The sequence below is a fragment of the Rhodococcus sp. D-46 genome (assembly GCF_011290655.1).
Classification (GTDB): domain Bacteria; phylum Actinomycetota; class Actinomycetes; order Mycobacteriales; family Mycobacteriaceae; genus Rhodococcus_F; species Rhodococcus_F qingshengii.
The window spans coordinates 526,015-551,197 of record NZ_JAANTF010000004.1 but is presented as its reverse complement, the minus strand read 5'-3'; the positions used below and the strand labels follow the sequence as shown (position 1 = coordinate 551,197).

Annotated in this window: 23 protein-coding genes and 1 tRNA gene; 3 read left to right on the top strand and 21 right to left on the bottom strand. The window is 63.4% G+C overall.

The window, feature by feature from the left end; genetic code table 11:
- Positions 1–491: 491 nt before the first annotated feature.
- The 8 genes from G9U53_RS13305 to G9U53_RS13270 all read right to left on the bottom strand — a co-directional run bounded on the left by G9U53_RS13305 (position 492) and on the right by G9U53_RS13270 (position 7,392).
- The gene (locus G9U53_RS13305; RefSeq protein WP_003946112.1) at positions 492–689 is read right to left on the bottom strand and encodes a hypothetical protein; all 198 of its coding nucleotides are present in this window, start codon (positions 687–689) and stop codon (positions 492–494) included.
- Positions 690–841: 152 nt separating this feature from the next.
- Positions 842–1,264: a DUF2752 domain-containing protein gene (locus G9U53_RS13300; RefSeq protein ID WP_003946115.1), complete on the bottom strand. Its 423-nt coding sequence runs from the start codon at positions 1,262–1,264 to the stop codon at positions 842–844.
- A 30-nt stretch (positions 1,265–1,294) separates the two neighbouring features.
- On the bottom strand, positions 1,295–1,855 hold the full coding sequence (locus tag G9U53_RS13295; RefSeq protein ID WP_064689116.1) for an RDD family protein: 561 nt from the start codon (positions 1,853–1,855) through the stop codon (positions 1,295–1,297).
- Positions 1,856–1,976: 121 nt separating this feature from the next.
- Positions 1,977–2,049 (bottom strand) — tRNA-Thr (locus G9U53_RS13290).
- Positions 2,050–2,079: 30 nt separating this feature from the next.
- A complete protein-coding gene (locus G9U53_RS13285; protein ID WP_165638764.1) occupies positions 2,080–3,309 on the bottom strand; it encodes a DNA polymerase III subunit delta' in 1,230 nt (409 codons plus the stop codon).
- A 33-nt stretch (positions 3,310–3,342) separates the two neighbouring features.
- Entirely contained in the window at positions 3,343–6,249 is a 2,907-nt protein-coding gene (gene topA, locus G9U53_RS13280; RefSeq protein WP_165638763.1) for a type I DNA topoisomerase, read from the bottom strand.
- Positions 6,250–6,418: 169 nt separating this feature from the next.
- A complete protein-coding gene (locus tag G9U53_RS13275; RefSeq protein WP_003946106.1) occupies positions 6,419–7,003 on the bottom strand; it encodes a hypothetical protein in 585 nt (194 codons plus the stop codon).
- A 185-nt stretch (positions 7,004–7,188) separates the two neighbouring features.
- Positions 7,189–7,392 (bottom strand): cold-shock protein, encoded by a 204-nt coding sequence (locus G9U53_RS13270; protein ID WP_003946117.1) that lies wholly within the window; start codon positions 7,390–7,392, stop codon positions 7,189–7,191.
- Positions 7,393–7,848: 456 nt separating this feature from the next.
- Between G9U53_RS13270 and G9U53_RS13265 the strand changes: the two genes are divergently transcribed.
- On the top strand, positions 7,849–10,137 hold the full coding sequence (locus tag G9U53_RS13265) for a DEAD/DEAH box helicase (protein WP_081557275.1): 2,289 nt from the start codon (positions 7,849–7,851) through the stop codon (positions 10,135–10,137).
- On the opposite strand, the gene G9U53_RS13260 is transcribed toward G9U53_RS13265, so the two are convergent.
- From G9U53_RS13260 to ssd, 7 genes are all read right to left on the bottom strand, one after another.
- A complete protein-coding gene (locus G9U53_RS13260) occupies positions 10,130–10,480 on the bottom strand; it encodes an Rv3654c family TadE-like protein (protein WP_007732450.1) in 351 nt (116 codons plus the stop codon). The two genes, G9U53_RS13265 and G9U53_RS13260, sit on opposite strands and share 8 nt — an antisense overlap.
- Entirely contained in the window at positions 10,477–10,836 is a 360-nt protein-coding gene (locus G9U53_RS13255; protein WP_003946102.1) for a TadE family type IV pilus minor pilin, read from the bottom strand. The genes G9U53_RS13260 and G9U53_RS13255 overlap by 4 nt, the downstream gene beginning before the upstream one ends.
- Positions 10,836–11,039: a DUF4244 domain-containing protein gene (locus G9U53_RS13250; protein ID WP_042446719.1), complete on the bottom strand. Its 204-nt coding sequence runs from the start codon at positions 11,037–11,039 to the stop codon at positions 10,836–10,838. The genes G9U53_RS13255 and G9U53_RS13250 overlap by 1 nt, the downstream gene beginning before the upstream one ends.
- 65 nt (positions 11,040–11,104) lie before the next feature.
- Entirely contained in the window at positions 11,105–11,689 is a 585-nt protein-coding gene (locus tag G9U53_RS13245; protein ID WP_007732447.1) for a type II secretion system F family protein, read from the bottom strand.
- A complete protein-coding gene (locus tag G9U53_RS13240) occupies positions 11,686–12,474 on the bottom strand; it encodes a type II secretion system F family protein (protein WP_165638762.1) in 789 nt (262 codons plus the stop codon). Before G9U53_RS13240 ends, G9U53_RS13245 begins: the two co-directional genes overlap by 4 nt.
- Positions 12,471–13,652, bottom strand: a complete 1,182-nt coding sequence (locus G9U53_RS13235; protein WP_003946116.1) for a TadA family conjugal transfer-associated ATPase — start codon at positions 13,650–13,652, stop codon at positions 12,471–12,473. The genes G9U53_RS13240 and G9U53_RS13235 overlap by 4 nt, the downstream gene beginning before the upstream one ends.
- A complete protein-coding gene (ssd, locus tag G9U53_RS13230; protein ID WP_003946126.1) occupies positions 13,649–14,743 on the bottom strand; it encodes a septum site-determining protein Ssd in 1,095 nt (364 codons plus the stop codon). The genes G9U53_RS13235 and ssd overlap by 4 nt, the downstream gene beginning before the upstream one ends.
- Before the next feature lie 313 nt (positions 14,744–15,056).
- Here ssd and G9U53_RS13225 point away from each other — a divergent pair, with 313 nt between their 5' ends.
- Positions 15,057–15,875, top strand: a complete 819-nt coding sequence (locus tag G9U53_RS13225; RefSeq protein WP_003946123.1) for an HAD-IB family hydrolase — start codon at positions 15,057–15,059, stop codon at positions 15,873–15,875.
- 391 nt (positions 15,876–16,266) lie between these two features.
- On the opposite strand, the gene G9U53_RS13220 is transcribed toward G9U53_RS13225, so the two are convergent.
- The 5 genes from G9U53_RS13220 to G9U53_RS13200 all read right to left on the bottom strand — a co-directional run bounded on the left by G9U53_RS13220 (position 16,267) and on the right by G9U53_RS13200 (position 22,420).
- Positions 16,267–17,016: a hypothetical protein gene (locus G9U53_RS13220; protein WP_003946100.1), complete on the bottom strand. Its 750-nt coding sequence runs from the start codon at positions 17,014–17,016 to the stop codon at positions 16,267–16,269.
- Positions 17,017–17,072: 56 nt separating this feature from the next.
- Positions 17,073–18,797, bottom strand: a complete 1,725-nt coding sequence (locus G9U53_RS13215) for an ABC transporter ATP-binding protein (RefSeq protein ID WP_143173114.1) — start codon at positions 18,795–18,797, stop codon at positions 17,073–17,075.
- A 5-nt stretch (positions 18,798–18,802) separates the two neighbouring features.
- Positions 18,803–19,759, bottom strand: a complete 957-nt coding sequence (locus G9U53_RS13210; RefSeq protein WP_019746638.1) for an ABC transporter permease — start codon at positions 19,757–19,759, stop codon at positions 18,803–18,805.
- Positions 19,752–20,678 carry an ABC transporter permease gene (locus G9U53_RS13205; RefSeq protein WP_007732434.1) on the bottom strand — a complete coding sequence of 309 codons (927 nt, stop codon included), beginning with the start codon at positions 20,676–20,678 and terminating at the stop codon, positions 19,752–19,754. The genes G9U53_RS13210 and G9U53_RS13205 overlap by 8 nt, the downstream gene beginning before the upstream one ends.
- 125 nt (positions 20,679–20,803) lie before the next feature.
- The gene (locus G9U53_RS13200) at positions 20,804–22,420 is read right to left on the bottom strand and encodes an ABC transporter substrate-binding protein (RefSeq protein ID WP_007732431.1); all 1,617 of its coding nucleotides are present in this window, start codon (positions 22,418–22,420) and stop codon (positions 20,804–20,806) included.
- A gap of 364 nt (positions 22,421–22,784) precedes the next feature.
- Between G9U53_RS13200 and acs the strand changes: the two genes are divergently transcribed.
- Positions 22,785–24,716 (top strand): acetate--CoA ligase, encoded by a 1,932-nt coding sequence (gene acs / locus G9U53_RS13195; RefSeq protein WP_050655293.1) that lies wholly within the window; start codon positions 22,785–22,787, stop codon positions 24,714–24,716.
- Positions 24,717–24,753: 37 nt separating this feature from the next.
- Here the strand turns inward: acs and G9U53_RS13190 are convergent, their stop codons facing one another.
- The gene (locus tag G9U53_RS13190; protein ID WP_042446697.1) at positions 24,754–25,179 is read right to left on the bottom strand and encodes a MarR family transcriptional regulator; all 426 of its coding nucleotides are present in this window, start codon (positions 25,177–25,179) and stop codon (positions 24,754–24,756) included.
- Positions 25,180–25,183: the final 4 nt, after the last annotated feature.

Sequence of the window (25,183 nt, the reverse complement as noted above, 5' to 3'; positions counted from 1 at the left end):
AAGGCCGGCTAATCAGTCATAGACAAAAAGAGTCAAATCACTAGCAAAAAAACTCAACTAGCAAAAAATGTGTCGGCAACCATTCAGACGGAAGAATGAACAATCACCGACGAAAAATACTCACACCCCGAACATCAGAACCGAAACCCGAAGGCCCGGAACATCATCCGACATGCGAAGTACCAAAAAATTTGGCACTGACATTCATCGACACACTGTTGAGTTCTCAAAGAACACGCACACACCATCACCACGACCTTATGGCCGCCGCTCCGGGGCAACTTTTCCAGCCTATCCCAACCTGGCCACCGGCGCAAACCGGAACCCCGTGAAGAAAAACTGGATTGTGTTCGCCAGGCACTTCGTACAACCTCGTGTCACTCACCCTCGCAGGTGGGAGTCGGTGTCCGTGTCGCTCTGACCTGGACAAAGTTACGCGAAGATCAACACAACACCAAATCGCCAGGTCAGAGCACTGCGGTCGGTAAACTTCACGGAACCCAGTACCTCTCGGCCAGTTCTTCGACGATCGGATCGCCTTCCTCGGCCTGTTCCAACGCTTCGAGATCGTCGTTGATCGAAACCAGCCGGGGATCGTCACCCTCAGCTTCCTGAATCGGGTGCCGACCGTCCTCGGCGAGTTGCCTCAGCAGCTTTTCCTTGACGCGGGCTTTCAACGAATCAGCCATACCGCCAGCATGTGCCGCTCGGGCTCAGTTGTCGAGGCCTACTCGTCGTCCTTCTTGCCGAAGACACGTCGTGCCGTCGGAATCAGGATGATCAGCGCGCCGAGCAGAACGATGAGCGAAAAAACCTGCAGTGCCATGTCGACCTCTTACCGTCACGCCGGCGCGAGCCAGCTCCCCCACGGGGTGTTTCGAACAACCGTAAATGCAACGAGAACTCCGAGCACCACGATCGTCACAGTCGGCCGAAGCACGATCATGCGATCCCGCGTGCCTTTCCAACGGCGCACTGTCCAACCGATCCACGCGATCACCAACACCGCGATAAGCGGCACGATCAAGGCATTGCTGGACACTGCGGCGCCAATATCCAGATTAGTCAGGTCATTGACCGCACGAAGGCCACCACACGCCGGGCACCACAATCCCGTCAACGCGTACATCGGACAAACGCCGTAACTACCCGCGCTGTGGGGATCACGGAAGTGGAGTACCGCGGCGGCCGTCACGGCCACTGCAGCAACACCGACAGGTGCGGCCAGCGAGCGTCGTCGACTTGTGACCGCTTCCAACTCCATGGCACCCACTGTAAGAGACCTCGGCAGCGACTAGCGCGCGCGAACGACTACCGACCGGACCACCATGTCGTGCCAGCACTGGTGCTTCGAGTCCCAGAGCGGCCAGAGATAGTTGAGGAAGCAGGCGCCACCCAGGATCGCCATCATGATCCAACGAAGCAGCGCCATCACCGGGCCGAGAGGCACACCGTCGGACTCCCGAATCACCGAAATTCCCAGCCACTTCTTGCCGAGCGTCTGTCCGGTGTTCCCTTGCCTGAAGACGAGATTCCACACCTCGATCAAGAAGATCGCCAGTATGCCGACGACCATGACGATCACCCCGACCGGATTACCGCCTTCAGCGCTCACGCTGCCGTCGTCGTATGTGGTCACTTCGGATCCGGAGAACGCGATCACTGCTCCGATGCCCGCGAGGATGACGCCCGGGAGCGGAACGACGAAGCCGTCGAGAATTGACGCGAACACCCGAGAGATCCAGGTTGCGTACGGATAGGCGGGCGTCGGCGGCTGATAACCCTGCGGCGGCATCTGCCCGTACGGCGGCTGATTCTGCGGTGGTTGGCCTGGTCCCCAGTTCTGATCCGACATCGAGGTCTCCCCTGTTCAGGCACGTGTTCGCCGAACTCAGGATAAACCGCACATACGCAAGAATTGGGAACTAACGACAAGAGCCCCACATCCGGATTTCCGGGTGTGGGGCTCTTGGCTGAGCTGCCTGAGAGAATCGAACTCTCGACCTTTTCATTACGAGTGAAATGCTCTACCGACTGAGCTAAGGCAGCGTGCCTTTCGGCGGTGGCGAGTCTATCTGGTCAACCCCCGGATCGCGAAAACGGGGGTCGGAAAGCGGCTCCGATGGAGGCAACCATCGCATCGAGCGCCCACTGCAACTTGACGTTGAAGTCGACGGCCTCGCGGCATTCGAGCACCGCTTCGATGCACTTGAGCAACCCCTCCGGGGACGTTCGGGCAGCCAACTCGGCGGCCTGCCGAGCCATGTCGGGATGGGTCGCCGTCGACGTCGACCCCAGCGAATAGGAAAGCGCGTCCCGGTACATGCCGGCCAGGTCGATCAGCGTCCGGTCGAGAAGATCGCGGCGGGCCCGGGTGTCGCGCGATTTCTGGCGCGCTTCGAGGTCCTTGATCAGACCAGCCGATCCGCGCAGAGCCCCGGCTGTTCCCTTGCCGGTTCCACCGCCACCCAAGGAGACCTTGAGCTCCTCGAGTTCCTGTTCCTTGAGTTCGGCGTAGAACGCCTTGGTGTCAGCCTCGATCGACTTCACCAAGTTCTCTGCGGCCTTGTACGCCGTCGAAGCACCGATCGCGTCGGCGGCCAGCCGAAGCGAACGCTGACGCTCGTCGCGCGCGCTCTCGTCGGTGGCGAGGCGCCGCGCCCGACCGACATGTCCGCCGCTGATCGATGCGGCGATTCTCGCCCGTTCCGGATCCAGCCCGTCGCGGTCGATCAGTACCTGGGCGATCGATTCGACGGACGGCGTCACCAACGGCATGTGCCTACACCGCGATCGGAGGGTGACAGACATGTCTTCCGGATCGGTCGTCGGCGCGCAGAGCAGGATGACCGTGCGGTCCGGCGGCTCCTCGACAACCTTCAGGAGGGCGTTGGCTGCGCCTTCGGTCAAACGATCGGCATCCTCGACCACGATCACCTGCCACCGCCCCGTCGTCGGTCGACGCGAAGCGATGTTGACTATCTCGCGCATGCCTTTGACGCTGATGCTCAGGCCGTCGGGGATGATCCGTCGTACGTCACCATGGGTTCCACCCATCGTCGTCGTACACGCATGACACTCACCGCACCCTGGTGCACCGTCGGAGGTGCATTGCAGGGCAGCGGCGAAGCAGAGAGCAGCCACCGAACGACCAGAGCCGGGTGGCCCGGTGAAGAGCCACGCGTGGGTCATCTCCGAGCCGCTGGAATCGCCACGAGCCGACAGTGCAGCATCACGCAGGCTCTGCTCGACGTCGTGCTGACCCACCAGCCGACCGAACACACCTCGTTCGGCCACTTCAGTACTCATGCAAAAACCCTAACCGTCGGCACCGACGAAGCCTTACGAGTCCTTCTTCGCCGGGGCCTTCTTTGCGGCTGTTTTCTTGGCAGCGGCCTTCTTGGCCGGAGCCTTCTTGGCTGCTGCCTTCTTCTTGACCGGGCCGCGCGCACGACGATCAGCCAGCAACTCCGACGCCCGAGCATCGGAAATGGATTCGACGTCGTCGTCCTTGCGAAGGCTGGCGTTGGTCTCGCCGTCGGTGACGTACGGACCGAAACGGCCGTCCTTGATCACCATCGGCTTCTCGCTGACCGGATCGACGCCCAACTCACGCAGCGGAGGCGTTGCCGACGCCTGACGCCCACGACGCTTCGGCTCGGCGTAGATCTTGAGGGCCTCGTCGAGCGTGACGGTGAACATCTGCTCTTCGTTGGCGAGCGAGCGTGAGTCCGTGCCCTTCTTCAGGTACGGACCGTAACGGCCGTTCTGCGCGGTGATCTCTTCCTTCGATTCGGGGTCGACACCCACGACGCGCGGAAGCGACAGCAGACGCAGCGCATCTTCCAAGGTGATCGTCGCCAAGTCCATGGACTTGAGCAGCGATCCGGTCCGCGGCTTGGGGCCTGCGACCTTCTTGGCAGCCTTCTTCGCAGGCGCCTTCTTGGCCGCGGCCTTCTTCACCGCAGTCTTGGTGCTGCCCGAGCTGATTTCTTCCGGCTCGGGAGCGGTGACGGGAACGATGTCCGGTTCCGGCTCGGCCGGCGGTTCGGGCAGGATCTCGGTCACGTAGGGACCGAAGCGGCCTTCCTTCGCGACGATCTCGTGGCCCGTCAGCGGGTCGACGCCCAGCTTGCGGCCCTCTTGAGGCGTCGAGAACAACTTCTCGGCGTACTCGGGAGTGAGCTCGTCCGGTGGCAGGTCATCGGGAAGATTTGCCCGCTGCGAGATCAAATCGCCTTCGGGATCGTCCGGGTTCTGAACCATGCGCTCGAGATACGGGCCGAACCGGCCGACGCGCACGTGAACTTCGCGACCCTCGGCGTCGTCGAACAGTCGGATGGAGTTGACCTCGCGAGCGTCGATCTCCTCGAGATTGACACCGACCATCTTCTTCAGCCCGCCCTCGCGGGCGACCGAACCTTCAGCGCCTGTCTCGCCGCCGAAGTAGAAGCTGCTCAGCCAGTTGCCACGCTGCTCACGGCCACCGGCGATCGCGTCGAGATCGTCTTCCATTCCTGCCGTGAAATCGAAGTCGACCAGCCGGCCGAAGTGCACCTCGAGCAGCCCGATGACGGCAAACGCCACCCAGGACGGAACCAGCGCGCTGCCACGTTTGTAGACGTATCCGCGATCGAGGATGGTCTTGATGATCGACGAGTAGGTCGAAGGACGGCCGATGCCGAGTTCTTCGAGCGTCTTGATCAGGCTGGCTTCTGTGTAGCGAGCGGGCGGGTTGGTGCTGTGCCCGTCCGGATCGAGCTTGGTGGCCGTGACTTCCTGACCCTTGACCAGCACCGGAAGCCTGGATTCGGCGTCGTCGGACTGACCGCCGGCTTCTTCGTCGACGCTCTCGACGTAAGCCTTGAGGAAGCCGGCGAACACGATGGTGCGACCCGAAGCGGAGAACGTGCAGTCCTCGCCGGTGCCTGCCGTGCCGGAGATGCGAAGCGTCAACGTCGTACCGCGGGCGTCGGCCATCTGCGAAGCGACGGTCCGCTGCCAGATCAGTTCGTACAGCTTGAACTCGTCTGAATCGAGCTTGGAGTGCAGCTGACCCGGGGTCTGGAACACGTCGCCGGCGGGGCGGATCGCTTCGTGGGCTTCCTGCGCGTTCTTGACCTTGCGGGTGTACTGACGCGGCGTCGGATGCACGTATTCCGGACCGTACAACTCGGTGGCCTGCGCACGAGCGGCAGCGATCGCCGACTCCGAGAGAGTCGTCGAGTCGGTACGCATGTAGGTGATGTAGCCGTTTTCGTACAGACGCTGTGCGATGCGCATTGCACGCTCGGACGTGAAACGAAGTTTGCGTCCGGCTTCCTGCTGGAGCGTCGACGTCATGAACGGCGGGTAAGGCTTGCGGGTGTACGGCTTGTCTTCTGCGGAGGAAACAGTGAGGTCGACGCCCTGCAACGCTTCCGCGAGACGACGCGCGTACGCCTCGTCGAGCACGGTGACCGCGCTGCCCTTGAGCTTTCCGTCAGCTCCGAAATCACGGCCGGAGGCGACACGCGAACCGTCGACGGAGACCAGGCGAGCACCGAAACTACGCGGGCTGGCCTCTGCACCGGCGTCGAGCGTCGCGGAAATGTCCCAGTACGACGCCGACTTGAACGCCATGCGCTCGCGTTCACGCTGGACGATGACGCGAGTGGCCACCGATTGGACGCGGCCGGCCGAGAGCTTCGGCATGACCTTCTTCCAGAGAACCGGGCTGACCTCGTAACCGTAGAGACGGTCGAGGATGCGGCGGGTTTCCTGAGCATCGACGAGGTCGGTGTCGAGTTCGCGGGTGTCTTCGGCGGCAGCACGGATTGCCGGCTCGGTGATCTCGTGGAAGACCATTCGACGAACCGGAATCTTGGGCTTGAGAGTCTCGAGGAGATGCCAGGCGATTGCCTCGCCCTCGCGGTCGGGGTCAGTTGCGAGGAAGAGCTCGTCGGCGTCCTTCAACAGAGACTTGAGTTCCGCGACCTTGCCCTTCTTTTCCGGGCTCACGACATAGAGCGGCTCGAAGTCGTGATCGACGTTGACGCCGAGACGGGCCCACGACTCGCCCTTGTACTTGGCCGGAACGTCTGCTGCGCCTCGTGGCAGGTCGCGAATGTGACCGACCGATGCCTCGACGACGTAGTCCTTACCGAGGTAGGGAGCGATCTTGCGCGCCTTGGTCGGTGACTCGACGATCACGAGGCGACGAGGGTTACCGGACGCTCCCTGACCGCTGCCGTTGTCCGCTTTAGCCACCTGCTGCCCGAGCCTTCCTTTGGACGTTCACTGCCGTCGGCAGATCTTCAGAACTAGACGTGTGGAGCAAGTTATACCCCGTGTCTCTCTTTACAGAGTGACATACCCGCAAGACATTCGTGCAGATCAGTACAGTATGGGCTCCGTCGGACACGCGGCATGAGCACTGTCAGACGTGTGGCCAGGCGACAGAGGTGTCGACGTGTTTCGGCGCCTCACCGAGGTATTCGACGAGCTTTGTCAGTCTCTTCTTTCCCGACACACGGAGCCCCGGACCCGGTGTCCGGTTACCCAGTTGAGTCGGCGCGATACCAACCCTCATCAAGGCCTGAGCCAGCGGTGCGTGTGTCTCTTTCGCATGGGGGTCGAGGCCGAACACGAATCGTTCACCGCCTTCTTCGAGGCGGCCGGCGGCGACGGCCCACACCCGGAGTTGGCGAGAATTAGGAACCCACCCGACCGGCACGGCCTTCACTGCTCCCTTGGTCCATTGCACGGACAGCGGAAGGAGTGCGGGCGTCGACTGAGTTCGGACGAGTGGGCTGCCTTCTTCGCTACGCGTCACCTCGGCCCCGAGTCCGCACTGCGCGATCAACTCGGCAACGGCCTGTGCTCTCCAGTCCCGATCCACGACGATCGAGATCCGCGCGCGATCCTCCGAGGTCACGACCTGCCCCGGTCCGGCCAGCATTCCGGCAAGGTCCGTCACGGCAGGTGGAATCGACTCGGCAGAGAAAAAGGACAGTTGGCTCACAGAGTGAAACGTAAGCCACGAAGGTATCGACGGCATAGACGACCGGCCGTGGCCGAACAGCTGCGTGCATTCACCTCGGACAGGGAAAGTACTAACTCAGCCCGAAAAGATTTGTCCCCCACCGCACGGATGCGATGGGGGACAAATACTGTCCGAACTATTCGCTCAGCAAGTGAGCGGAAAAATCAGACCGCGCGAACGCCGGTAGCCTGGGGACCCTTGGTGCCCTGGCCGACCTCGAACTCCACACGCTGGTTCTCCTCGAGGGTACGGAAGCCGTTGCCCTGAATTTCGGAGTAGTGAACGAAGACGTCTGCGGAACCGTCTTCGGGAGCGATGAAGCCGAAGCCCTTTTCAGCGTTGAACCACTTCACAGTGCCCTGTGCCATGCTTTTCCTTCTCTTTCTAACACCGGATTCGGTGAACAGCCCTTACAGTCCACCGGGCCGGTTCCGACCGCTGTACGTCTTTATTTCCCCCTCAGGAAAGGCAGAGCACCGCGCCCGCAACAACGATCCTGCGAGCGTGCACTTTCTCAAGCCTACGAACACAGAAGCTGCGACCGATTGTCAGTCAACCATGTTCTCCGCGTGCACAACAGTCGAAAAGGGAACTAAAAACGTTAAAAGTTCGCTACGAGAAAAACAGCCCACGATCGTGGTTTCCCGCGCGCGCGCCGAGCACCCGGTTCCACCAAGACCGCCGACCGTTGCGTATCATCAAAACTGCAGGTAGCGACAGTTTCCGATTGCCGCCACACCCCAACGCCGAGCCCGGAGAGTCACGTGAACGCACCTTCCCCGATCCCCGCCCCGGGAGGGAAGCCTGGCGAGACCTACGGGCAGATGCTGCTCGATCGGGTCGTCGCCGGGGTCAGTGGAAGCGAAAACCCACTGATGTTCACCGCGCAGTTACCTGCTCGCGTAGCCGAGTTCACCGAATGGCCGGAGTGGGTGCACCCCAGCGTCGTACGTGCGCTCGCCGAGCACAGCGTGCGGTCCCCGTGGATCCACCAGAGTGAGGCCGCCGACCTCGCTTACGCCGGAAAACACGTGGTCGTGGCCACCGGTACGGCGTCGGGTAAGTCACTGGCGTACCAACTCCCGGTGCTGACGGCCATGGCGACCGATCCGCTCGCAACAGCCCTGTACCTCTCCCCCACCAAAGCGCTGGGCTCCGATCAACTGCGAGCAGTGCTGTCCCTCACCGACTTCGACGTCGAACTTCGCAGCACGAACGCCAGTGCGTACGACGGCGACACCTCTCAGGAACTCCGCACTTGGGCACGTGAGAACTCACGCTGGCTCTTCACCAACCCCGACATGATCCACATTTCGCTGCTTCGTACCCATCAGCGATGGGCGCACTTCTTCCGCAACCTGAAATACGTGATCATCGACGAATGCCACTCCTACAGGGGAGTCTTCGGATCCAACGTCGCGCTCGTGATCCGGCGACTACGCAGAATTGCAGCCCGTTACGGCGCCGAACCTACCTTCATCCTGGCGAGTGCGACCACAGCAGATCCCGGCGCAGCGGCATCGCGGCTCATCGGCGCACACTGCACCGAGGTCACGAAAGACGGATCGCCGCACGGCCCACGCACCGTCGCGCTGTGGGAGCCGCCGCTACTCGAGGCATTGACCGGCGAAAACGGTAGCCCGGTACGACGTCCCGCGGGCGCGGAAGCCGCGCGGATCATGGCCGACCTCATGATCGAAGGCGCCCGCACTCTCACCTTCGTCCGCTCCCGCCGCGGCGCCGAACTGACCGCGATGGCCACCAAACGTCTACTCGCCGAGGTGGACCCGGACCTCGCCGAGCGAGTCGCGTCGTATCGCGCCGGATATCTGGCCGAGGACCGACGCGAACTGGAAGCTGCACTCGCCGACGGCACACTGCTGGGCGCAGCCACCACCAACGCACTGGAGCTCGGCGTCGACATCGCAGGCCTCGACGCCGTTGTCGTGGCAGGCTTCCCGGGCACCGTCGCCTCGTTCTGGCAGCAAGCGGGTCGCTCCGGGCGACGCGGCGAGGGTTCACTCGTCGTGTTGATCGCCCGCGACGATCCACTCGACACCTACCTCGTTCACCATCCGTCAGCGGTACTCGACAAACCCGTCGAGGCGACGGTGACAGATCCCGGAAATCCGTACGTCCTGGGACCACAACTTCTCTGCGCTGCAATGGAACTCCCACTTTCCGATGCCGAGGTGGACGCGTTCGGGGCTCTCGAGGTTCTGACGAGACTGTCCGAGGAAGGCAAGATCCGGCGCCGAAAGCACGGGTGGTTCGTCACCGCCGATTCGAACCCCCACGGCTCTTTGGACATTCGCGGCGGCATCGGAACTCAGGTGGCCATTGTCGACGGGGAATCCGGCCGGATGCTGGGCACTGTCGACGCGGGCCGCGCTCCGGCCACAGTTCATCCCGGCGCCGTGCACATCCATCAAGGCGAGACCTACGTCGTCGACGAACTGGACCTCGACGTCGGACTCGCATTGGTACACACCGAGAATCCGGACTGGACCACCTCGGCCCGCGAGACCACCGAAATCACGATCACCGAACAACTCGAGCACAAGAACTACGGCGACATCGCCGTCGCTCTCGTCCAGGTCGAGGTGACACATCAAGTCGTCGGATACCTACGACGGTTGACTTCGGGTGAAGTCCTCGACTCGATCGAACTCGACATGCCCGCACACACTTTGCCCACCAGGGCAGTGATGTACACGGTCACGCCGGAACTCCTCGAATCCATCGGGGTCCCGCCCGAACGGTTCCCCGGATCACTGCATGCCGCCGAACATGCCGCAATCGGCCTGCTGCCACTGGTGGCGATCTGCGACCGCGGAGACATCGGCGGAGTGTCCACCGCGATGCACGCGGACACCGGACTCCCGACCGTCTTCGTCTACGACGGTCATGCCGGCGGCGCCGGGTTCGCCGACCGAGGGCACAGCGAACTGTCCCGATGGCTCACCGCGACGCGCGACGCCATACTGTCCTGCGAGTGCGCTCACGGTTGCCCGTCCTGCGTCTATTCACCCAAGTGCGGCAACGGAAACGACCCACTCGACAAAGACGGCGCGGTCAAGGTTCTGACCGCCGTGATCGACACGATCAGCTGACCGGACCCGCACGCGCGTAAGCCTGCGCATCCCCGATCCCGAAGCCCGACAACAACACCGGTGCGCGTATCTCGACCAATACATCCCACCCCTGCACCTCGCACTCCTCGAGCACCGTACGCATCCGCTCCGCGATCACCGCGGACATCTCACACGCCGACTCGTCGCCGCCGTCCAAGGCGCCCGCACCGCCGAGAGCCGAAAGATCAGCGGCCGACTGAGCCGTGTGCCGAGCCACCACTGCGGAACCGACATGCAGCATCCCACCGGTCACCATCACGATCGCCGCCAGAACGCAGCACGCCAGAACCGTGGCAACACCTTCGTCGTCACGTAGGTTCACCCCTCCTCCACTCCCGACTCCACTGCTGCCACCGCCTCGGAAGAAATGTCGACCAACGGCAGCAACGCACTCTCGGCGCTGACAACGGCCACCGCAAAGCCGTCCACGATCTCCACCGAGATCGACGCATCTTCGGGTGCGATCCGGCGGGCCGTGGCGACCGCAGACTCACGATCACCACGTGCCACCAACCGCGCGGCCTCACGAGCGGCGTCGACACACCGAACCTGCATCGACACCGCCAGGACTCCGCCGATACACAGCACGACCACCGTGACGATCGAAGCCAGAGCAATCGCGGCCTCCACCGTCACGGCGCCGTCGTCGGCTTGCCGAATACCTCTCGTGGACAACATCACACAGCTGTCTTGAGCGCCTTGTCAATGATGCCTGTCAGCGCCGAGACAATGGAGTCGCCAGTGACAACCGTGTACAGGACGGCACCGAATGCGGCAGCCGCAATCGTGCCGATCGCATACTCCGCGGTGGACATACCGTCGTCCTCCGTTACCAACAGCGCAAATCTGGCCGACACCGTCCTGAGCGTCTTCGAAATCATTTCTCCCCCTTCAATCGAAACCTGTGGCAGCACTTCTGCCGCAGGAGCTTTCACTCGGATCCGGCTCACAGCAGGCCGTTACCGAGCACAGTCGTGGCAAGCCCGATCACCACCGGGACGATGCCCAAGGCGATGAACGCCGGCAGGAAACACAGCCCGAGTGGACCGCTGATCAGCACTCCCGCGCGTTCGGCTGCGGCAGCAGCAAGATCCTCGGCGTCACCTCGACTGCGCTCGGCGAGTTCGGCCATGGATGAGGACAGCGACGAACCCGAACGGGCGGAACGCCGAGCCATTCTGGCGAGCGCCTCGGTATCGGGATCGAGAGCGGCTTCGCTCCACGCGGCGTCGGGATCGGCACCGAGCGCCAGAAGGTCGGCGACGCGACGAAGCGAGTCGGCCATCGGTTTCGGTGCCGTCGACGCCATCGCTGTGATCGCGGCGGAGACGGGAAGCCCCGCTCGTAGGCAGGCCCCGAGAAGGTCGAGACTTGCGGCAACTGCGAGTGGATCCGGCTTGTCCGGGACTGGAACCGAATCTTCTGTTGTTGTGTCCGCGAAGAGAATTTCTGCCGCCCTGGCCGAAGCACCGCGACGAGCGGGAATGATCGCGAACGCCAACGCCATCATCGCCACGGATGCCCAACTCACGACGTGACCTTCGCAGTTATCCGGTCGGTCCAGAGCAGACCAGCTGAGACACAGGCGGTTCCGATCACCAGGAGCACGCCGCCGAGCCCACCTCCGAACAGCACGCGCAGCGGCGAAGCACCCATAAATTGCCCGAGACCGATCCCCAACAGCGGGAGAAAGGCCAACACCGCAGCGGTCGCCCGAGCGCCCGCCAACCCGGCCTCGGTACGCTGACGAAAGCGTCTACGTCCCAACATGTCCGTCCGGACGGCGCCGAGTAGTTCCGCCAGTGCCAGCCCGTGTTGGTCGGCGACCCGCCAGACGGATCCGATGCGGGAGAACTCACGCTCGATGCACGAATCCGGTACCGCGAAGGCCGCTGCGGCAGAACCACCGAGACGCGCCCTGGCCCCAGCGGAACGGAATACGGCACTCACTTCTCCGGTACATTCTTCGCCTGCAACAGAACTGGCCGCTGCAGGATGCGCGCCGACGCTCAGCTCGGCGATCAGCACCTCCAGACCGGAGAGCAGCATCTTCTGTGAGAGATCCCGGGTTTCGGCTGCATTCGCGCGTCGGCCACGGAGGATCAGGGTCCCGGCGAGGACGACAGCCGCACACCCTGCCGGAAGACCTCCGAGGATCCACGCGGCCGAAATCGCGAGAAATGCGGCGACGAACTGCCACGGAATCTGCCGGGAGGGCTTGCGGACGCTCGGGGTGTACGTAGCGAGCCGAGCACGTGAATCCCGCACCGGCGCAATCGAGACCGCCAACGCGAAGGCCAAGAGGGAAACCGTCACGTCCCGACCTCTCGATTGCGAAGCCGGAACATCCGCTCGAGCCGCTCACGACCCGAACCGCCGTCCGGCCACGCCTGCATGATTCGTACATACCCGTCCGCACCGCGGTCGATGACACCGATCTGTTCGAGACGCCTCGATCCGTCAGCCAATCTGTGCACGTGCAGGATCACTTGAACTGCCGCGGCAAGTTGACTGTGCAACGCGTGGCGATCCATACCGCCGAGCGCCGCCAACGCCTCGAGTCTGGCCGGCACCTCTTCGGGCGAATTGGCGTGAACGGTGCCGGCGCCGCCGTCGTGGCCGGTGTTCATCGCCGTGAGCAGATCAGTCACCTCTGCGCCGCGGACCTCACCGACGACGATGCGATCGGGACGCATTCGTAGTGCCTGCCGAACCAGATCGCGCACCGTCACCTCTCCGACGCCCTCGACGTTGGGAGCTCTGGCGACGAGGCGGACGACGTGCGGATGCGGCGGCGCCAGTTCGGCCGCGTCCTCGACACAGACGATTCGCTCGCGCGGGTCGACCGCGCCGAGCATGGCGGACAACAACGTGGTCTTTCCCGCACCGGTCCCGCCGATCACCAGAAAAGCCAAGCGACAAGAAATGATGCGATTGAGGAGCTCCCGCGCGTCCGGTTCCACGGCGCCGTGGGCGGACAGCGCGTCGAGACCCTGGGTCGCGGGCCGCAACACTCGCAGTGACACGCAAGTTCCACCCTGGGCCACGGGTGCGAGTACGGCATGAAGTCGTACCCCGAAGTGCCCGTCGCCGACGCCCCGCAGGCGGCCGTCGACCCACGGTTGGGCGTCGTCGAGGCGTCGACCTGCCGACAGTGCCAACCGCTGCGCCAATCGACGCACAGCTGCCTCGTCGGTGAACCGCACCCCTGACCTTTCGAGGCCGACCCCGCGGTCCACCCAGACCTGATCCGGCGCGGTCACCAGTACGTCGGCGACCCCGGGTTCGTGCAGCAGAGGTTCGAGCGGCCCCGCTCCTGTCAGTTCCGTCTGGAGCACCCTGACGACCTCCAACAGATCCGTGTCCGCCAGAACGCCGGAGGACTCGGCTCGCACGGCATCGGCAACGGTGGCCGCCGTCGGCTCGGCGACCGACGACGCCGTCAATCGCTCGCGAACTCGGTCGAGCAGTTCGGCCGTGACCAACGCACTCATGCCGCAGCCCTGCGCGGGCGTGCGCCGGATTCGACGGCGTCGAGTACCGCTGTTGCCGCCACACTCAACGGACAACCGCGGGTCAATTCGAGGCCACCACGCTCGAGCATCGGCGCCAGCGATCGGTGGCCGCGCATCACGGCCGTCAGGGGCAGGCCGAGCATGTCTGCCACATCGGCGCCGCGTAGGCCTCCCGGTGCCGGCCCACGCACGACGAGACCGACGTTGGAGTTGTGTCGCACCACCCAGGCTCCGACCTTCTCGGCCGCGACGCATGCGGCCACGGTGGCCGGAACCACCACGAGCACCGAATCCGACATCTCCAACACGGCCTGACCTACCTCGCTGGGATGACGTGGCACGTCGCAGACCACGAGCCCGCCGGAACTGCGACCTGCGTCCAGCACGGCGCGAACGGCGGTCACTGTCGGACCGTCGATCTCCCGGCGACTGCTCGCCAGAACCCTCAGAAACTTTCCCTTCGCCGGCAGTGCATCGCGCAGCGCATCCGGGGACAACCGCCCGCCCTCGACGGTCAGTGCACCCCAACGTAATCCGGGAGCAGTCTCGATACCCAACAGCACGTCGGCGCCGGAACCGAGTGCGTCGACGTCCACCAACAGCGTCGGGACGTGACGTGCCGCCGACGTCAACGCGACAGCCGCAGCAGTTGCCGAGGCTCCGCCGCCGCCACAACCACCCACCACGCTCACGACGGTGCCGTCACCACTGACGTCTACGTGATCGGCCAGAACTGCGACCAGCGCGTTCTCTTCCTCGGGCAAGGACAGAACGCTGTCGGCTCCGATCGCGGTGGCGCTCTTCCAATCGTCGACGGTCGGTGTGCCGTCGCATACGAGGAACACTCGCGTTCGCTTGGGGGAACGAGCCAGAGCATCTCGCGCAGCCGACGCGTCCAGTACCACCGCCGAGGCCCGGTTCCACTGTTGCCGGGACACGGGATGTTCGGCCTCGTCCAGCCGGCGGTCCACCGCGGCAGCGACGCGTCGCACGCTCGCGAGGATTTTCGCGTCGTCGACGAGAACCAGAATGGGAGCCCCGGTTTCCTGAGAGCTGATCGTCGTGTTCATGACTGCAGAGCCTGAACGAGCACCGGCACCGAAAACAGTGGGCCGAACAACCCTGTGGACAACTGGGAGGTTGGGGAGAAACAGGCCTGAGACAGAGGACGGCCCCCGCCAATGGGGGGGAGGAGGCGGGGGCCGTCTGAGTTCAGCCCCGGGGGGTCGGGCTGAACTAGTTCGAACGAATCGAACAGCAACGATCTTACACCCGCCATCGGCGAGAAATGCAAGCCTGAGCTGCACTGAACTGCTGTTTTTCGCCGAAAGAGGACGCTTGCCGAAGAGCACACGAACCGCCTGTCGGACTATCCTCAATCCTGTGACCGACAAGCCTGCGAACGGACTGAATACCGGGCGGACAGCCGCTTTCTTCGATTTGGACAAAACGATCATCGCGAAGTCGAGCACCCTGGCGTTCAGCAAGCCATTCTTCGCACAGGGTCTGATCAATCGACGCTCGGTTCTCAAGAGCAGCTATGCGCAATTCCTGTTTCTACTGTCCGGCGCCGATCACGATCAGATGGAGCGCATGCGCGAGCATCTGACGGCGATGTGTGCGGGCTGGGACGTGGAACAGGTGAAGGCCGTCGTCGCGGAGACTCTGCACGACATCGTCGATCCACTCGTCTTCGCCGAGGCGGCCGATCTGATCGCAGATCACAAGCTGCGTGGACACGACGTCATCGTCGTGTCTGCTTCGGGTGAAGAGATCGTCGCACCGATCGCCCGCGCCCTCGGCGCCACCCATTCCGTCGCGACGTCGATGAGGGAGGAAGACGGCCACTACACCGGCGAGGTGGACTTCTACTGCTACGGCCCCGGCAAGGTCGAAGCCATGGAAAAACTCGCCGCGGAGTACGGTTACGACCTCGCCGCCAGTTACGCCTACTCCGACTCGGTGACGGATTTACCCATGCTCGAGGCTGTCGGACATCCGACCGCAGTCAACCCCGATCGAGCGTTGCGCAAGGAAGCAGCCGTAAACGGTTGGCCCATACTGACTTTCTCGAATCCGGTCTCACTTCGTGCCCGATTGTCGGCCCAGTCCACGACCACGGTGGCCACTACCGCTGCGGTGGGAATCGCAGCTCTGGTGGCCGGCGCCATGACCTTCGGGCTACTGCGCCGGAAACGCTGAAATCCAAGGCCCACAAACAAAAATTGGTACTTGCTGTGAGCCCGGACACAGGGTACAAAGGAGTTACGGAAGAACGGAAGGCCAGGAACGGCTCGGAAGAGAAGGACCGTTTCCCCAACCGAAATTCCTAGCACGGGCACTAGGGCACCCACGCGGAGCACAAGCCACTATAAGGGCAGAAGCGTTGTGGGCCTGCGAGATTCGTTCAATTTGAGCGAGGACCCCGCACAGGTTGCGGGGACGACCTCAGAAAGCGCGATCCCTCGCCGAGGCCACCCACACAACCCACCGAGCACGCTTGGTAACGAGTAGTCCGTGCTGACGGGCGGCGAAGTCGATTTATCGGCAGCGCCGCCCGTTCGTTATGTTCCGACAGGCGGAATTTGCCGGACTATCCGGTAGCGGCGTCGGCAATCGAAGTCGCCTCTCGCGCACCGGCTTCGAGAGCACCACAGCACAGAATCACCCAGCTGCCGACTCCGGCCGGATTTCCCGAAGCAAACCCTGCCGCGCCGTCCGTGTACGCCTGTGGCCGCCGAAGCCAACTGACCTCGGGGACCCCGAGATTGTGCGGATCCAGCCCCGACGAGACCGCAACCAGACGCGAGGCCGCGCGGGCGACGATGCCGTCAGCGGTGCCGAACGGGCTCAGCGCCAAGAGTTCTCCGTGAACGACGGCCGCCAGAACAGGTGCCGGTGCACTGGTTCCGCCTGTAACGAGTTGGGCGAGAGCGTCCAACCGCTCCCCCACTCCGCGATCCGACCGTGGCCGCCCCAGTTGATCCGCGTCCTCGACGAGATCCGCCGCGGCCAACAGGTGCAGCCGGGCCAGAGCCTGAAGTGGGGCGCGCTTCCACGTCGACTCCATGAGCGGAAGGCTGTCGCCGTCGAGAGCCTGAGCCACGCGCAGAGCACCCGCGAGAATCGGGTCACCGGCCATGCCCTCGGTCGGCAATTCGGTGGTGCCACCGGCGAGCGATGCGGAAGCGCGCGCGGCACGAACCGCGGCTTCGGCGGCAGTGGTGGGCCAACCGCGACGGTTGGTCTTGTGCCGATGAACCTCACCCAGAGCGTCGCGCGCATGATCGGCGGCGGCGCGTACGCCTGGAAGATCGACGAGGGGCTGCAAGGGGTCCGTCACGATCAACGACGGTACCCTTGCAGCCCCTCTGCGGACTTGCCTACCTACCTGTTGCGTCAGCTTCCCAGCTTGATGGACCCACCGGGAATCGCGTCGAGCAACTTGCGGGTGTAGTCCTGTTGCGGATTACCGAACACGTCGTCGATCGGTGCCGATTCGACGATCGAGCCACGCGACATCACCAACACGTTGTCCGCGATCTGACGAACCACGGCCAGGTCGTGCGTGATGAAGAGGTACGTCAACCCGAACTCTGCCTGCAGGTCGTTGAGCAGGGTCAAGATCTGATCCTGCACGAGCACGTCGAGAGCGGAGACCGCCTCGTCGCAGATCACGACCTCCGGTTGCAAGGCCAGTGCTCGCGCGATGGCGACGCGCTGACGCTGTCCACCGGAGAGTTCGTTCGGGAACCGACGCATGACCGACTGCGGTAGACCCACCTTGTCGAGAAGTTCGCGGACGCGAGCCTCACGCTCGGCTTTGGTCCCGACCTTGTGGGTACGCAGCGGCTCCTCGATCGTGCGGTAGATCGAGTACATCGGGTCGAGTGTGCCGTAGGGGTTCTGGAAGATCGGCTGCACTCGTCGACGGAACGCAAATGTTTCCTTCGCACCGAGTTTCGCCACGTCCTGACCGTCGAAGACCACGTTGCCTGCAGTGGGCTCGAGCAGACCGAGGACCATCTGTGCGACCGTCGACTTACCGGAACCCGATTCGCCGACGATTGCAGTCGTGGTTCCGCGGCGGACCTTGAAGGACACGTCGTTCACGGCTGTGAAGTCGGTGGTCTTGCGGAAACCCTTGCGCAGCTTGAACACCTTGGTCAGATGATCGACGACAAGAACGTCGTCGGTCACCTTGCCGAAGGACTCTGCCGCACTTTCCTCGGCCTTGACCGCTTCGGCGACCTCTTCCGCCTGTTCGCGAATCTCGGCGCGCGCCACCGACGAGCTGAGCCGCTTCGACGCCAACGACGGCGCAGCCGCGACCAGCTTCTGCGTGTACGGATGCTGCGGGCGCTTCAGAATCTCCAGTGCCGGACCGGATTCGACGATACGACCCTTGCTCATCACGATCAGATGCTCGGCGCGCTCGGCGGCCAGGCCCAGATCGTGAGTGATGAGAAGAACGGCGGTGCCGAGTTCCGTAGTCAGACCGTCGAGGTGGTCGAGGATCTGACGCTGGACGGTGACGTCGAGCGCCGACGTCGGCTCGTCCGCGATCAGGAGTTTCGGACGAGCGGACAACCCGATCGCGATCAGTGCGCGCTGACGCATACCGCCCGAGAACTCGTGCGGGTACTGGCCCAACCGACTCTCGGCTTCGGCGAGGCCGGCCTCCTCGAGCAGTTCGGCGGCCCTAACCTTGGCTGCCTTGCCCTTGGCAATTCCGTTGGCGGCCAGAGCTTCCTCGATCTGGAAGCCCACTTTCCACACGGGATTCAGATTCGACATCGGGTCCTGCGGAACCAAACCGATCTGGCTGCCCCGGATGTGGACGAAGTCCTTCTCCGAGACCTTCGAGATGTCCTTGCCGTCGAAGATGATCTCGCCTGCCGTCACCTTGCCGGTGCCGGGAAGCAGATTGATGATCGAGTGGGCGGTGGTGGACTTACCGGAACCCGATTCGCCCACGATGGCGACCGTCTGACCCGGATACACGGTCAGGCTGACGCCTCGAACTGCCGGAACCGGACCGGAATTGGACTGGAAAGACACCTCGAGATCACGAATCTCGAGCAACGGAGTTTCCTCCGAGGTGAGAGTTTCCTTGGTGGTCATCGTGCTCACCGCTTCCGCGACTTGGGATCGAGGGCGTCGCGCAGAGCGTCACCCATCATGATGAATCCGAGAACGGTGATCGCCAAAGCCGTTGCCGGGTAGAACAGAATGGTCGAACCCTGACGCAGCGTCACCTGAGCGTTGCTGATGTCGCCGCCCCACGAAACCTCGGTGGACGGAAGACCGATACCGAGGAAGGACAGCGTCGCCTCGGCAACGATGTACGTACCGAGCGAGATGGTGGCGACCACGATGATGGGCGCCAACGAGTTCGGGATGACGTGGCGGATCAGTGTCTTGAGCTTCGAGACACCCAACGCTTCCGAGGCCATGACGTAATCGTTGTTCTTCGCCGAGATCACCGCGCCTCGAGCGATTCTTGCCATCTGCGGCCAGCCGAAGAGCGCCAGCACGCCGACGACGGTCCAGATGGTGCGATCGGTGAACAGCTGCATCAGGACGATGGCAGCCAGGATCAGCGGGATGCCGAAGAAGATGTCGGCGACACGGGAGAGGATCGAATCGGTCCATCCGCCGTAGAAACCGGACAGCGCACCGAAGATCACGCCGATCACCAGCACCGACGCCGTGACGCCGACGCCCACGAGTACGGATGCGCGAGCACCGTAGATGGTGCGCGAGTACACGTCACAGCCCTGGCGGTCGAAACCGAACCAGTGCCCTGAGGTCGGCCCCTGCATGCTGTAGGTCAGGTCGCAGAACCGCGGATCGGTGCTCGTGAACAAGCTCGGAAACGCTGCGATGACGATGACCGCGAGGATGATGATCGTCGAGATGATGAACAGGGGGCGCTTGCGTAGGTCGCGCCACGCATCGGTCCACATGCTGGTCGGCGCCTGATCGAGTTTGACGGCGTCCGTCTCCCCCGGTGCCGCAACTTCGGGCGGTGCCACGAAATGACTTTGCCGGACTGCGCGTCCGGTCTTCACGGTCTCAGACATAGCGGATCCTCGGATCGAGCGCGGCGTACAAGAGGTCGACGAGCAGATTTGCGATCAGGTAGATCACGATGAGAATGGTGACGAACGAAACCACCGTCGGCGCTTCACCTCTGGTCACGGCCTGGTAGATCGTGCCGCCGACGCCGTTGATGTTGAAGATGCCCTCGGTGACGATGGCGCCGCCCATCAACGTTGCGAGGTCGGCGCCCAGGAACGTGACCACGGGGATCAGCGAGTTGCGCAACACGTGCACGCGAACCACTCGTCCACGGGAAAGTCCCTTGGCGGTGGCAGTGCGCACGTAGTCGGCACTCAGGTTCTCCGCCACGGACGTTCGGGTCAGTCGCAGTACGTAGGCGAACGAGACCGAACCCAGAACCAGGGCGGGGAGCAGGAGATTGGTGAAGCTGGTGTTGCCACCGACCGTCGGCGGGACGATGCCCCATTTGACGCCGATGAAGAACTGAGCCAGGAAGCCGATCACGAAGATCGGGATGGCGATGAGAACGAGGCTGAACAGCAGGACGGTGCTGTCGAAGAATCCGCCCTTACGCAGGCCGGCGATGAGGCCGAAGCCGACACCGAAGACGGTCTCGACGATCAGTGCCATGAAGGCAAGTTTCATCGTGATCGGAAATGCCTGTGCCAGAACTTCACTGACAGGTCGTCCGGAGAACGATGTGCCGAAGTCCAGCGTGAAGATGCCCTTCAGGTACAGCAGGTACTGCTGATAGAAGGGGAGATCGAGGTGGTAGCGCTCCCGAAGCTGTGCTGCCACAGCCGGACTGAGCGCCTTGTCGCCCGCCAACGCGGCAATCGGATCACCGGGAAGCAGGAAGACCATGGCGTAGATCAGAAGAGTGGCCCCGAGAAAAACCGGGATCATTTGAAGCACTCGGCGACCGATGTACCAGAGCATCGGATCACCTCCTTGTCGATGATCGTGTACGTCAGCGGACAGTCCGGTGTGAACACGAGTTCGGGACGGCAGGCAGGGCGCCTGCCGCCCCGAACTCACGTTTCAGATGCGGATCGTTCTACGCGTCAGTTCTTTTCGATGTCTTCGTAGACCGGAACACCGTTCCAGCTGATGGTCACGTTGGAAACGTTCTCCGACCATCCACTGGCAGCGTTGCGGTACCACGTCGGAACTGCGGGCAGGTCCTTGAGCAGGACTTCCTGGGCCTGATCGAGCAGTTCCTGAGCCTTCGCCTGATCGGTCTGGCCGGCCGATTCGCGCAGGAGGCGGTCGAACTCGGGGTTGGAGTACTCACCGTCGTTGGAGCTGCCGCCGGTCTGGTAGTTCTGCGCCAGGAAGCCGTACTGCTGCGGGTAGTCGCCCTGCCAACCGGAGCGGAAAGAGCTCTGGATGGTGCGGTCGGTGGCTTCGGTGCGGATCTGAGCGAAGGTGGCGTACTGCTTGCCCTTTGCGTCGATACCGAGGGTGTTGCGGATGCTGTTCGCCGTGGCATCGACCCATTCCTGGTGTCCGCCGTCGGAGTTGTAGGCGATCTCGAAGCTGCCGGACCACGGTGCGATGGCGTCGGCCTTGGCCCAAGCAGCCTTGGCCGCCTCGGGATCGAACTTCACGTTGCTGTTACCGGTCAGCGAGTCGTTCCAGCCCTTGATTGCGGGGCTGGTGAAGTCGAGTGCAGGCGTCCTGGTCTTGTTGAAGATCTGCTGGGTGATCTGATCGCGGTTGATCGCCATCGAGATCGCCTGACGGCGGAGCATGCCCTCTTCGCCGCTGAAGTGCGGCAGGCGACCCGGGATCGTGAACGTCTCGATGGTTGCCGACGGCTGGTTGACGGTGCGTCCGGGCAGGTCCGACTCGAAGGTCGTGACGGCGCTCGGCGGAACCTGGTCGAGAACGTCGACGTTGTTGGCCAGGAGATCGGTGTACGCCGTGTCGAGGCTGTTGTACATGATGAAGTCGACGCCGGCGTTCTTCGGCTTACGGTTGCCGTTGTAGTCCGGGTTCACGACGGTGTCGATGCGGACGTTGTGCTGCCACGCGCCGGTTCCGTCGAGCTTGTACGGGCCGTTGCCGATCGGGTTCTCACCGAAGGCGGTCATGTCCTTGAACGCGACCTCGGGCAGCGGGTAGTACGCCGTGAAGCCGAGGCGATCGGGGAACGCCGACTCGGGCTGCTTGAGTTCGATGGTGAAGGTGGAGTCGTCCACAACCTTCAGACCCGACATGGTCTGTGCCGTCGGAACCTCGGCGGCAACTTCGTCGTAGCCCTTGATCGGATCGAAGAACGATGCCTGAAGCTGAGCGTTGGTGGAGAGGGCGCCGTAGTTCCACGCGTCGACGAACGACTTCGCGGTGACGGGGGTGCCGTCCGTGAAGGTCCAACCGTCCTTGAGCTTGACGGTGAAGTTCTGACCGTCGGTGCTCTCGATGGACTCGGCAACCTCGTTCTCCGTACCGCCGTCTGCGGTGTACGAAACGAGACCGGAGAACAGCGAGTCGAGGACGCGGCCGCCCATGTTCTCACTCGTGTTCGTGGGGATCAACGGGTTCTGAGGCTCGCCCGCCCAGGCGTTGACGACGCCACTGGACGATCCGCCCGACGAATCGCCGGACGAACATGCCGTGATCAGCACTGCCGTCATTCCGAGCGCGACCGCGCCCGTCGCTATGCGTGAGATACGCAAAGGAATTCCTTCCACATCTAAGTGACCCCGAGCATGCTCGCGGCCTGCCGACAGCCGTAACTGCCGGCGTCGTGTCGCCTACAACTGAAAGTGAACGTGACTTCGAGTTGTGGTCGAATAATGGTTTGACAATAGACACATCCGACGCGGGGCGCGCATCGCACCCATTGTCCGCAATTCCAAGGGAAATCTGTCCGCGCCCATTCACTCGTCGGCGGAAGCGACCACCCGTCGCATCAATTCGACCGATCGTCGCAGGACAACGGGTTGCAACGTGATGCAACGGTGCGTTTACGCGAGCTTGTGACTACCCTCACACGGAGTCAGAAAAGTGTCGATCAAAGTGGAAAGAAGGCCGTCAGCCATGACAAGCGCAGCCGAAACAGACGTCCCCCAGGCATATCCGCCGAGCGCAGAGTTCGCTGCGGCCGCCAACGCGGGACCGGAGTTGCAGGCTGCTGCAGATACCGACCGCCTCGCTTTCTGGGCGAATCAGGCTGAGCGCCTTCACTGGCACGAGAAATGGACCGACGTCCTCGACTGGACCGACGCCCCCGTCGCCAAGTGGTTCGTCGGCGGAAAACTCAACGTCGCCTACAACTGCGTCGACCGCCACGTCCTCGCCGGCAACGGCGACCGCATCGCCATCCACTTCGAAGGCGAACCAGGCGATTCCCGCGACCTGACCTACAACGACCTCCTCGCCGAAGTCAGCCGCGCCGCAAATACTTTCACCGACCTCGGCCTCGTCGCCGGTGATCGCGTCGCGATCTACATGCCGATGATCCCCGAAGCGATCGTCACCATGCTCGCCTGCGCCCGCCTCGGCCTGACTCACTCGGTCGTCTTCGCCGGATTCTCCGCCACCGCCCTACGCTCACGCATCGACGACGCCCAAGCCAAACTCGTCGTCACCGTCGACGGGCAGTGGCGACGCGGCGCAGCAGCACCCATCAAAACAGCGGTCGACGAATCCGTCGCCGGCGCCGAATCCGTCCAGAACGTGTTGGTGGTCAACCGGACCGGCATCGACGTCGACTGGACCGACGGCCGCGACCTGTGGTGGCACGAAACCGTCGCACAGGCCTCACCCGAGCACGAGGCGCAGGCCTTCGACGCCGAGCATCCCCTGTTCATTCTCTACACCTCCGGCACCACCGGAAAGCCCAAGGGCATCATCCACACCTCCGGCGGCTACCTCACCCAGGCCTCGTACACCCACCACAACGTCTTCGATCACAAAGCGGGACAAGACGTCTACTGGTGCACCGCCGACATCGGCTGGGTCACCGGACACTCCTACATCGTCTACGGACCCCTCTCGAACGGCGTCACCCAGGTCGTCTACGAAGGCACCCCCAACTCCCCGAACGAGCACCGCCACTTCGACATCATCGAGAAGTACGGCGTCTCCATCTACTACACCGCCCCCACCCTCGTGCGGACGTTCATGAAGTGGGGCCGCGAGATCCCCGACGCCCACGACCTGTCCTCGATCCGCCTCCTCGGATCTGTGGGCGAGCCCATCAACCCCGAAGCGTGGCGCTGGTTCCGAGAGGTCATCGGCGGCAACAAAGCCCCCATCGTCGACACCTGGTGGCAGACCGAGACCGGCGCGATCATGATCTCCCCACTCCCCGGTATCACCGCCACCAAACCCGGATCCGCCATGGCACCACTGCCCGGCATCTCCGCCAAGATCGTCGACGACGACGCCAAGCCCCTCGGCCCCGGCGGCAACGGCTACCTCGTCCTCGACGAGCCGTGGCCGGCGATGCTGCGCGGCATCTGGGGCGACATGGACCGCTACCGCGACACCTACTGGTCCCGCTACGCCGAAGAAGGCTGGTACTTCGCCGGTGACGGCGCCAAGTACGACGACGACGGCGCACTCTGGGTCCTCGGCCGCGTCGACGACGTCATGAACGTCTCCGGTCACCGCATCTCCACCTCCGAAGTGGAATCAGCACTGGTGAACCATCACGGAGTCGCCGAAGCCGCCGTCGTCGGTGCCGCCGACGAGACCACCGGACAGGGCATCGTCGCGTTCGTCATCCTCCGTGAAGGCGTCGAGAACACCGGCGACGTCCTCATCGCCGAACTCAAGGCTCAGGTCTCCACCGACATCAGCCCCATCGCCAAGCCCCGTCAGATCACGATCGTGCCGGAACTGCCGAAGACCCGGTCCGGCAAGATCATGCGCCGCCTCCTGCGCGACGTCGCCGAAGGCCGCGACCTCGGAGACACCTCGACCCTGGTCGATCCCAAGGTATTCGACGCCATCCGCGGCAAGTAGGGCCTTCGGCCCCTGTGCGCCTTTTTGGTAGTCCCCACTACCGGAAAGGCACACAGGGGCGAAGCCCCTCTCGCAACTTCACTTCCTCTTTCGACGTCAGCCAGGACTCCTCGGCTACGCGGATGTCTGCGGCAACCCTCTTGTGCAAGGACTTTCCGCGCGAGGAGAGAAACACGCGCACCTTCCGACGGTCGTCCTCACCGACCTCGCGGTAGATAAGCGCCAGCGAGACCAACTTGTCCGCAACTCGCGTCAGCGTCGGAGCCGGTGTTCCCGTTCGATCGCGCAGCTCAGCCATCGTCAGCCCCTCGGTCGACGCCAGGGCTTCGAGCGTCATCCAGTGATCAAGAGTGAGATTCTCTGCCGCCAGCGCCTTCTCCGCCGCTGCCGCGGCCATTCGAGCTGCTCGGACCAGCGCAGTCGTCAGCGACGCATCAAGAATTCCGGAGTCACTTTTTCCCACTGAT